9 protein-coding genes are annotated in these 9428 nt (G+C 72.9%); 2 read left to right on the top strand and 7 right to left on the bottom strand.

Annotated features, from left to right (window positions below):
* Positions 1-86 precede the first annotated feature (86 nt).
* From AB0M92_RS09005 to ssd, 5 genes are all read right to left on the bottom strand, one after another.
* Positions 87-188 (bottom strand): DUF4244 domain-containing protein, encoded by a 102-nt coding sequence (locus tag AB0M92_RS09005; RefSeq protein ID WP_366101403.1) that lies wholly within the window; start codon positions 186-188, stop codon positions 87-89.
* Between the two features lie 106 nt (positions 189-294).
* Positions 295-1071, bottom strand: a complete 777-nt coding sequence (locus AB0M92_RS09000; protein ID WP_366101402.1) for a type II secretion system F family protein — start codon at positions 1069-1071, stop codon at positions 295-297.
* Positions 1071-1955 carry a type II secretion system F family protein gene (locus AB0M92_RS08995; RefSeq protein WP_366101401.1) on the bottom strand — a complete coding sequence of 295 codons (885 nt, stop codon included), beginning with the start codon at positions 1953-1955 and terminating at the stop codon, positions 1071-1073. The genes AB0M92_RS09000 and AB0M92_RS08995 overlap by 1 nt, the downstream gene beginning before the upstream one ends.
* A complete protein-coding gene (locus AB0M92_RS08990; RefSeq protein WP_366101400.1) occupies positions 1952-3100 on the bottom strand; it encodes a TadA family conjugal transfer-associated ATPase in 1149 nt (382 codons plus the stop codon). The genes AB0M92_RS08995 and AB0M92_RS08990 overlap by 4 nt, the downstream gene beginning before the upstream one ends.
* Positions 3097-4260 (bottom strand): septum site-determining protein Ssd, encoded by a 1164-nt coding sequence (ssd, locus tag AB0M92_RS08985; protein WP_366101399.1) that lies wholly within the window; start codon positions 4258-4260, stop codon positions 3097-3099. The genes AB0M92_RS08990 and ssd overlap by 4 nt, the downstream gene beginning before the upstream one ends.
* A 552-nt stretch (positions 4261-4812) precedes the next feature.
* Here ssd and AB0M92_RS08980 point away from each other — a divergent pair.
* Positions 4813-5649, top strand: a complete 837-nt coding sequence (locus AB0M92_RS08980) for an HAD-IB family hydrolase (protein WP_366101429.1) — start codon at positions 4813-4815, stop codon at positions 5647-5649.
* 519 nt (positions 5650-6168) lie between these two features.
* Here the strand turns inward: AB0M92_RS08980 and AB0M92_RS08975 are convergent.
* Positions 6169-6990 (bottom strand): oxidoreductase, encoded by an 822-nt coding sequence (locus AB0M92_RS08975; RefSeq protein ID WP_366101398.1) that lies wholly within the window; start codon positions 6988-6990, stop codon positions 6169-6171.
* Positions 6991-7099: 109 nt separating this feature from the next.
* Here AB0M92_RS08975 and AB0M92_RS08970 point away from each other — a divergent pair, with 109 nt between their 5' ends.
* Positions 7100-8119 (top strand): ATP-binding protein, encoded by a 1020-nt coding sequence (locus AB0M92_RS08970; protein WP_366101397.1) that lies wholly within the window; start codon positions 7100-7102, stop codon positions 8117-8119.
* Here AB0M92_RS08970 and AB0M92_RS08965 read toward each other — a convergent pair.
* Positions 8073-9374 carry a hypothetical protein gene (locus tag AB0M92_RS08965; RefSeq protein ID WP_366101396.1) on the bottom strand — a complete coding sequence of 434 codons (1302 nt, stop codon included), beginning with the start codon at positions 9372-9374 and terminating at the stop codon, positions 8073-8075. The two genes, AB0M92_RS08970 and AB0M92_RS08965, sit on opposite strands and share 47 nt — an antisense overlap.
* Positions 9375-9428 lie beyond the last annotated feature (54 nt).

Raw genomic sequence — 9428 nt, 5'->3', positions numbered from 1 at the left:
CGTCGGGAGCATGTCGTCGTTGAGCCACGTCCCTCACGTGCCTCATCGAGCCTTACGAGTCTGAGCTGCTGAAACACTTGACAACCCTAGATAACCGTCGTGCCCATGGCGTATTCAGAAGTGGACATGCCCGCGTCGTCCGCACGACCGGTCAGCGCCGACCGCAGACGAAACCAGATGATCCTCATGACAACCTCCTGTTTGATTCGGATTCTTGACGTGATCTCAGAGATGATCCGTGGGTTCTTTCGGCGCCTGGTTGTGAGCCGAGTTGCCGGAGTTTCCCCTGTGACTTCAGGTGGAGGAGAGAAGGCCGGAGGCCATTCCGATCACCACCGGGGCCACTCCGACCGCGAGAAACGCGGGGAGGAAACAAAGCCCCACCGGAGCGGTGACGAGGACCGCCGCCCGCTGCGCCCGGGCACCCGCCTGCCGGGCCCGGTCCTCGCGCAGGGCCGTCGCGAGCCGGGAGACCGGCTCCGCGGCCGGAGCCCCCGTCCGGGCGGCCCGCTCCAGGCATTCCGCGAGCGCCCGGGCGCCCGGTATCTGCGCCAACCTCCCCCACGCGGCGCCCGGTTCTCCACCGAGCCGCAGCTCCGCCCCGGCCAGCGCCAGCCGCTCGCCGACCGGACCTCCCAGCGATTCGCCGACCACCTCGGCCGCCTCCACGGGCGCCGCCCCCGCCGCCAGGCAGGCGGCCAACAGATCGGCCGCGAACGGCAGCTGGCGCTCCGCCTCCCGCGGATCCACCCCGGCCGGCGGCCGCGCCCGCCGCAGCCAGCGCCACACCCCGATCGCCGCCCCGCAGCCGGCCAGCACCCCCGGCCACCCGCCGACCAGTACCCAGGCCGCCAACAGCGCCCCCACCGGCCCGGCCCACGCCGTCGCCACCACCCGCATCCCGGACCCGAACACCGGCGCCCGACGCTCCGCCGGCGCCGACAGCAGCACCGCCATCCTGCGCCGGGCCGCCCGCGCCCGGACCCGGGCCGCCACCGCCGAAGCCGTGCACAGCGCCGCCACCGCGAGGCACAGCGCCATCCCCAGCCTGTGGATCACGAACTCGCCCATCACCGCTCCCCCGCCCGTACGATCCGCCTGCACCACAGCAGCCCCAGCGCCTCCAGCACCCCGCCCGCCAACAGGCAGCCCCACCCGACCGGGGTGTGCAGCAGCACGCGCAGCGGATCCGCCCCGAGTCCGGTACCGATCAGCAGGCCGACGAGCGGCAGCAGGGCCAGGACCACCGTCGTCGACCTGGCTCCCGCCAACTGGGCCCGCAGGGACTCCTGTCGGTCCCGCTCGGCCCGCAACGCCCCTTCCAGCCGGTCCAGTCCGGCGGCGAGCCCCGCACCCCCGTCCACCGAGATCGACCAGCAGGCGGCCATCCCGGCCAGCCCTTCCGCGCCGGGCTCCCGCGCTGCTTGCCGCAACGCCGCGGGGACGTCGCCGCCGAACGCGGCGGCGGCCAGTACCGCCGCCTCCGCCGGGCCCGGACCGCCCGGGCCCGCTGCCGTCCGCCGCATCGCCGCCGTCAGCGCCTGTCCGGGCTGGGCCCCCGCCCGCAGCTCGCCCACCGCCGCCCCGCACAGCGCGATCACTCCCTCGGTCCGGGCGCCCCGCTCGCGCTCCCGCCGACGGACCCGCAGCCACCTCCGCACCAGCGGCACCGCCCCCGCGCCCGCCACCAGCGGGATCACCGACCCACCGAGCAGCGCGACCACGAGCCCGATCCCGAGGCAGGACCACTCCCGCCACCGCTCGGCCCTCACCCGTACCGCGACCACCAGGCGCTCCCCGTGCAGCGGCCCGCGGGGCACCACGGACCCGCCCCCGGCCAGCACCACCCGGGCCCGCCGGGACACCCTGTCTCCCCCGGCCAGCGCCCAGGCGGCCGTCCCCGCGCAGAGCACCCCGGCGAACAGCGGCACCGGCACCGCGCCCACGCCGTTCACCGCGCACCCCGCAGCAGCGGACGCAGCCGCTCCCAGCCCCGCTCCCGAGCAAAACCCCGGGCGGACCAGCGCAGCGCCGGTACGGTGACCACCAGCCCGGCGGCGTCGCGCTCCAGCACGTGCACCTCGGCCACCCGGCGGCGCCCGGCCCGGTCCCGGACCAGGTGGACCACCAGGGTCAGGGCGGCCGCCAGCTGGCTGTGCAGAGCGGCCCGGTCCAGCCCGGCGGAGGTCCCGAGGGCCTCCAGCCGGGCCGGCACGTGCGCGGCGGCGTTCGCATGGACCGTCCCGCACCCGCCTTCGTGGCCCGTGTTCAAAGCCGCCAGGAGGTCGGCCACTTCGGCGCCCCGGACCTCGCCGACGACCAGCCGGTCCGGCCGCATCCGCAGCGCCTGGCGGACCAGGTCCGCCAGGGTGACCAGGCCCGCCCCCTCCTGGTTGGCCGGCCGGGTCTCCAGGCGCACCACGTGCGGATGGTCGGGGCGCAGCTCGGCCGAATCCTCGGCCAGGACGATCCGCTCGCCGGGGCCGACCAGCCCCAGCAGGGCGCTGAGCAGGGTGGTCTTGCCGGTGCCGGTCCCGCCGGAGACGAGGAACGACAGCCGGGCCTCGACCATGTCCCCGAGGAGGCGCTGCCCGCCGGGCGGGAGCGTGCCCGCCTCGACCAGCTCGTCCAGCGTGAACGCCCTCGGCCGCACCACCCGCAGCGACAGGCAGGCCGAGCCGACCGCCACCGGCGGCAGCACGGCGTGCAGGCGGGTGCCGTCGGGCATCCTGGCGTCCACCCAGGGCCGGGCGTCGTCCAGGCGCCGGCCCGCGACGGCGGCCAGCCGCTGGGCGAGCCTGCGCACGGCATCGACGTCGGCGAAGGTCACCCCGGTCAGCTCCAGCCCGCCGCCACGGTCCACCCACACCCGGTCCGGGGCGGCCACCAGGACATCGGTGACCTCCGGGTCGGCGAGCAGCGCCTCCAGCGGGCCGGCCCCGACCAGTTCCGACCGTAACTCCGCGGCCACCCCCAGCACTTCCGCATCACCCAGCAGCCGGCCCTGTTCCCGCAGGGCCGCCGCCACCCGGGCCGGGGTCGGCTCCGCCCCGCTCTCGGCGAGCCGCCGCCGCACCGCGTCCAGGAGCACGGCGCTCATACCGCCACCCCCTGGACGGGGCCGAGCGCCCGCCGCCAGAAGCCGTCGCAGAACCGGGCCAGCGCTCCCCGGCCCTGCCCGCCCGGCGGTTCGCCCTCGGCGACCCGCCCCGGGAGCCCCACCTCGACCGGCACCTCCCCGGCCAGCGGCACCCCCAGCAGCCCGGCCACGGCTTCGGCGTCGAGCCCGCCCGGACAGCGGCCCCGTACGACCACGCGGACATCCCGGGCCACCATCCGCACCCCGGCCGCGACCCGCCCCGCGGCGGCCACCGCCCGCAACTCGCCCGGCACCACCATCAGCACCAGGTCGAGCTGGGCCAGCGCCTCGGCCACGGCTTCGTCCACCCGCCGGGGCAGGTCGACCACCACCACCCCGCCCCGGCGGCGCGCGGCGGCCAGCACCGAGCGCATCGCGGCGGGCGGCACCGCCACCCGGTCCCCGCGGTCCCAGCTGAGCACCCGCAGTGCGTGCAGCTCCGGCAGGGACTCCTCCAGCGCTCCGGCGCCCACCCGGCCCCGCGAGCCCGCGAAGTCCGGCCAGCGCAGCCCCTCGGCGCTCTCGCCGCCGAGCAATACGTCCATTCCGCCGCCGAGCGGGTCACCGTCGATGAGGATGGTCCGCTCCCCGGCGCGGGCCGCCCGCAGGGCGAGGGCGCAGGCGAGGGTGGAGGCCCCGGCCCCGCCGCTGCCGCCGATCACCCCGACGGCGAGGGCGGGTTTTCCGGCGCCCTCCACCACATCGGCGATGCGGTCGACGAGCCGGCTCTCGGCATCGGGGAGCCGGAGCACCTCCTCGGCGCCGATCTCCACCGCCCGCTGCCACACGAGGGGGTCGTCGAGGTCCCGGCCGACGAGCAGCACGCCGGCCCGGCGCGGGGCTCCGCGCACCCGGCGGGCGGCATCGTCCCCGACGAGCACGAGCGGCGCGGACTCCCATCCGCTCCCCCCGCCCGTCTCCAGGGCGGCTCCGGAGCCGCTTTCGCCCCTCCCGGCACCACCGCCACCACCGCCTCCGCTTTGCTCGGGCACCGCATGGTGCACATGCGGTTCGGCGCCGGCCGCCGCGCACAGCCGCAGCAGATCGTCGAGCAGCAGCGGATCCTCGGTGATGATCAGCGGCCGCCCGCCACCAGGGGCTGCCCCACCAGGAGCGCCCAATGGCCTGATTCCGCCTGCTTCCGCGCGCTCGTGCACTTCACACGACTTCGATCCAGCCACGATCTCCGCCCCCTTCTCACTGCAAATCCCAGCACCGCGGACTTCGCGGCTGGAATCACCGTGGGGGCATCCCGAAAAAGACGTGGATCTTGCTCCAAAACTGTGGACAACTCACACCCTGTGAATAACTCCATCACCCCAACAGGTGAGTTCCAGAGCGCGGCGGAACCACTACGCAGCGTCACGAGTTTGGAGGGGAGAGGGCCTTCGCCGCGCAGGGCCCGCCGAGGAAGGAGGGCCGCGGGAATGGTCACTTGGGACCGAAGGCAGGGACGCAAACCGCGTCCGGACATGCGACGACCCCCGCCGGGGGGGAGAGCGGGGGTCGTCCCCACGGTCCGACTCGGGGGGGGAGGAGCCAGACCGGGTTAGCACGGTCGCGAACGATCCGTGACTTCCATGGTGTACCCGAGAGCCTTCTTAGGCAAACCCACGCGCCACACCTTACGCCGAATGGTGGGCGCATATGCTCGGGGCGTGGAAATCCAGCCCTTGCCGCACTCGTCGCCCCGCACCGCCGCCTTCTTCGACCTGGACAAGACGGTCATTGCGAAGTCGAGCACTCTGACGTTCAGCAAGTCCTTCTACCAGGGCGGCCTCATCAACCGCCGAGCCGTGCTGCGCACCGCCTACACGCAGTTCATCTACCTGGTCGGCGGAGCCGACCACGATCAGATGGAACGGATGCGTGAGTACCTCTCCTCCCTCTGCAAGGGGTGGAACGTCCAGCAGGTGCGGGAGATCGTCGCCGAGACCCTGCACGACCTGATCGACCCGCTGATCTACGACGAGGCCGCGTCCCTGATCGAGGCGCACCACACGGCCGGCCGCGACGTGGTGATCGTCTCGACCTCCGGCGCGGAAGTCGTCGAGCCGATCGGCGAGATGCTCGGCGCGGACCGGGTCGTCGCCACGCGCATGGTCATCGGCGAGGACGGCTGCTTCACGGGCGAGATCGGGTACTACGCGTACGGGCCGACCAAGGCCGAGGCGGTGCGCGAGCTCGCGGAGTCCGAGGGGTACGACCTGGCGCGGTGCTACGCGTACAGCGACTCGGTGACGGACATTCCGATGCTGGAGGCGGTCGGACACCCGCACGCCGTCAACCCCGACCGGGCGCTGCGGCGGGAGGCGGTGGCGCGGGAGTGGCCGGTGCTGGTGTTCAACCGGCCGGTGCGCTTGAAGCAGCGGCTGCCGGGACTGTCGATGCCGCCGCGGCCGGCGCTGGTGGCCGCGGCGGCGGTGGGTGCGGCCGCCGCCACCGCCGGGCTGGTCTGGTACGCCAGCCGGCGACGGGCGAGCGCATTGGCCGCCGCGGCTTCCGCCTGACCGGTCGGGGGGGGCTCCGCCCCCGGTCCCCCGTGCCTCGGAGACCCGGCGGACCGCCTCTCCGGACCGCCCCGACCTGCGAAATCAGGGGCTGTCCGGTTCGCCCCGCCGTGTCCTGGAAAGTAAAAAAAGTGGGCAGGGGTTCCACTTGTCAGCGAAGCGGAGTACAAAGGAGTCAACGGCCCGCGAGACCAAAGAACATCCGAGAGGATCATCTTTAAAACGCAGTAAGGCCCACGGACCGAAGCATGAACGCCGAGCACCCACGCGACGTCGACCCGTCGATTACGGGCCAGCCGCACCAGGTGACGGGCAAAGATCCCGGCCTGATGGGCAACCATCGAGGACGCTTGGTAACTGGGCGCGAGTGCCAGCGGCGACACCAAAGCAAGACGGTGTCGCCGCAACCACGTTTCGCCCCGACCCCGCCTCGCGTGAACCCCGCCTCGCGTGAACCCCGCCTCGCGTGAACGCCGCTTCGCCCCGACCCCGCGTCGCCGCGCCCCCGCGATCAGGGCCTTACGCCGCGCCCCGCTGCAGCGCCTCGCAGACCGCCGTCGACTCGCGGACACCGAGCTCGATCGCGCGGCCGCAATGCGCGATCCAGGCGGCCATCCCCTCCGCGGTCCCCGAGAGGTAGCCCTGGAACGCCGTCAGGTACGCGTCCCGGCCCTGCTCCGCGTGCCCGACCTCCGCCGGACAGATCGCCTTCGGGTCCAAACCGCTGTTGATCAGCACGATCCGCTCCGCCGTCCGCGCGACCAGCCCGTTGTACGAGCCGAACGGACGCAGCGCCAGCAGCTCGCCGTGCACCACCGCCGACGTGATCAGCGCCGGGGCCGAGCCGCCCGCGATGATCAGCCGGGACAGGCCGTCGAGCCGCCCCGCCACCTCCTGCGCACTCGGCAGCGGCGCGGTCACGAAGGGCTCGTCGACCGGCTCGCCCGCCAGCCGCGGGCGGCCCACCACATCGCCCTCCGCCGTCGACCCCGACGCCACCAGGTGCAGGCGCGCCAGCACCCGCAGCGGCGACTGCCGCCAGATGCTCAGCAGCTGCCCGGCCTCCGCCGTCAGGCGCAGCGCCGCGCCCACCGTGCGCGCCTCGGCCTCCGCCCCGAAGTCGGTGCGGCGGCGCACCTCCTCCAGCGCCCAGTCCGCCCCGGACAGCGCCGCGCTCCCGCGCGCACCGCGCAGCGCGGCCTCGGAGGTGATCTCCCCGCTGCGCCGGCGCATGACCCGGTGCCCGTAGACCCGGTCCACGGCCTTGCGTACGGAATCCACGGATTCGGCGACGCCCGGGAGGGAGCCCAGGGCGGCCATCGGGTCAGAAGCGCTACTCATAAGTAGGGAGCCTACGCACTGCGGGCGCCCGGCACCGACCCCTCCTTGGAGTGGTCTTCTTCACGTACCGGCACCACGGAAAGCGACAACACCACTACGCTTGGTGAACATGAAGATCGCTTTCGTGGGAAAGGGCGGCAGCGGCAAGACGACCCTGTCCTCCCTCTTCATCCGCCACCTCGCAGCCAATGAAGCCCCTGTCGTCGCGGTGGACGCCGACATCAACCAGCACCTCGGCGCCGCGCTCGGACTCGGCGAGGAAGAGGCCTCCGCGCTGCCCGCGCTGGGCGCGCACCTGCCCCTGATCAAGGAGTACCTGCGGGGCTCCAATCCGCGCATCGACTCCGCCGACACCATGATCAAGACCACCCCGCCCGGCGCCGGATCGCGCCTGCTGCGGGTCACCGAGGACAACCCGGTGTACGAGGCCTGCGCGCGCACGCTGCTGCTCGACGGGGAGCCCGTGCGGCTGATGGCCACCGGCCCGTTCACCGAGTCGGACCTGGGGGTCGCCTGCTACCACTCCAAGGTCGGCGCGGTGGAACTCTGCCTCAACCACCTGGTCGACGGCCCGGACGAGTACGTCGTCGTCGACATGACGGCCGGCTCCGACTCCTTCGCCTCGGGCATGTTCACCCGCTTCGACATGACCTTCCTGGTCGCGGAGCCCACCCGCAAGGGCATCTCCGTGTACCGCCAGTACAAGGAGTACGCGCGGGACTTCGGGATCGCGCTCAAGGTCATCGGCAACAAGGTGCAGGGCACGGACGACATCGAATTCCTCCAGGACGAGGTCGGCGAGGACCTGCTCGTCACCGTCGGCCACTCCGACTGGGTGCGGGCGATGGAGAAGGGCCGCCCGGCGGCGTTCGAACTGCTGGAGGCGACCAACCGGCTCGCCCTCCAAGCCCTCCAGGACGCGGCCGACGACTCCTACGCCGGCCGCGACTGGGAGCGGTACACCGCGCAGATGGTCCACTTCCACCTGCGGAACGCCGAGAGCTGGGGCAACGCCAAGACCGGGGCCGACCTGGCTGCCCAGATCGACCCCGATTTCGTCCTGCGGGAGAGCCCGGAGTTCCCTACTCCTCTCCCGACTCCTCTTCGGCCGGCTCCGCAGCCGGCTTGACCGCGGGGGCGGCCGGCTTGGCCGGCGGCCCCGCCGTCAGGAACTTCGTCCAGCCCTCCTTGGGCGCCTCGCCGACGTCGAGGCCGCGCATCCACTCCAGGGCCTTCGGGTCCTGGGCGTCCAGCCAGTCGACCAGCTCGCGGAACGGCACGCAGCGGACCTCCTTCTGCGTGCACATCGACTCGATGGAGTCCTCGACGGCCTTCATGTACGTGCCGCCGTTCCAGGACTCGAAGTGGTTGCCGATGATCAGCGGCGCGCGGTTGCCCGCGTAGACCCGGTCGAAGGCCTGCTGGAGGCCCTCGCGCATCTGCTCGCCCCAGTACGCGTGCTGCGAGGGGTCGCCCTGGGTGGTCGTACCGGACTGGTTGACCAGGTAGTTGTAGTCCATGCTCAGCGTGTCGAAGGCGCGGCCCGGCATGGGCACCAGCTGGAGCGGGACGTCCCACAGCCCGTCCGTCTTCTTCGGCCAGATCTGCTTGCTGATCCCGCTGGAGTCGTAGCGGAAGCCCATGTCCTTCGCGGCCAGCATGAAGTTCTTCTGGCCTTCGAGGCAGGGGGTGCGGGCGCCGATGAGCTCCTTGTCGTAGTCGAACGGGAGCGGGTCCATGCTCTTGAGGTCCGGCGTGTTGGTCTTCCAGCCCTTGACGAACGACTTGGCCTGGTTGATCTCGCTCTTCCACTCCGGCACGGACCAGGTCCCGACGCCGCCGTCGGGGCCGCAGAAGTGTCCGTTGAAGTGGGTGCCGATCTCGTTGCCTTCGAGCCAGGCCCCGCGGACCTGGGCGGCCGTGTCCTTGATGCCCTGGAGATCGCCGAAGCCGATGTCCGAGCGGCCGGACTCGTGCTGCGGGGCCGTATAGAGGGAACGTTTCTCCTCAGGAAGCATGTAGACGCCGCTGAGGAAGTACGTCATCCGGGCGTTGTACTTCTTGCCGACCTCGCGGAAGTGCGAGAAGAGCTTCTGGCTGTCCTCTCCCGCCCCGTCCCACGAGAACACCACGAACTGCGGCGGCTTCTCACCGGGCTTCAGCTTCTGCGGCTTCCGCACGTTCGGCTGCGCACCCGTGTACGCGGTCGAGCCGTCGCCGATGAGCCGGTTCACGCTGCCGGGGGCGGCCTCCGGGGGCGGGCCCTTCTTGGCGTTCGGCCCGCCGGCGGGTTTGGCGGGTCCCGAGGTGCTGCACCCGGCGACGCCCAGCACCAGCGCCGTGGCGACCAGGCCGCCGGCGATCTTCTTCGTGGCGGCGATCATCCGTCCACCTCTCCTCGCAGTTCCATCGCGGGTCTTCCGTGCCGCAACGTCCCA

This window comes from Streptomyces sp. NPDC051582, assembly GCF_040681715.1.
Taxonomy (GTDB): domain Bacteria; phylum Actinomycetota; class Actinomycetes; order Streptomycetales; family Streptomycetaceae; genus Streptomyces.
This window is presented reverse-complemented; position numbering and strand designations above follow the sequence as displayed.

Excerpts from the sequence above, each read along its gene's own strand:
- AB0M92_RS09005 (WP_366101403.1), bottom strand. The coding sequence starts at position 188 with ATGAGGATCATCTGGTTTCGTCTGCGGTCGGCGCTGACCGGTCGTGCG.
- AB0M92_RS09000 (WP_366101402.1), bottom strand. The coding sequence starts at position 1,071 with ATGGGCGAGTTCGTGATCCACAGGCTGGGGATGGCGCTGTGCCTCGCG.
- AB0M92_RS08990 (WP_366101400.1), bottom strand. The coding sequence starts at position 3,100 with ATGAGCGCCGTGCTCCTGGACGCGGTGCGGCGGCGGCTCGCCGAGAGC.
- AB0M92_RS08975 (WP_366101398.1), bottom strand. The coding sequence starts at position 6,990 with ATGAGTAGCGCTTCTGACCCGATGGCCGCCCTGGGCTCCCTCCCGGGC.
- AB0M92_RS08970 (WP_366101397.1), top strand. The coding sequence starts at position 7,100 with ATGAAGATCGCTTTCGTGGGAAAGGGCGGCAGCGGCAAGACGACCCTG.
- AB0M92_RS08965 (WP_366101396.1), bottom strand. The coding sequence starts at position 9,374 with ATGATCGCCGCCACGAAGAAGATCGCCGGCGGCCTGGTCGCCACGGCG.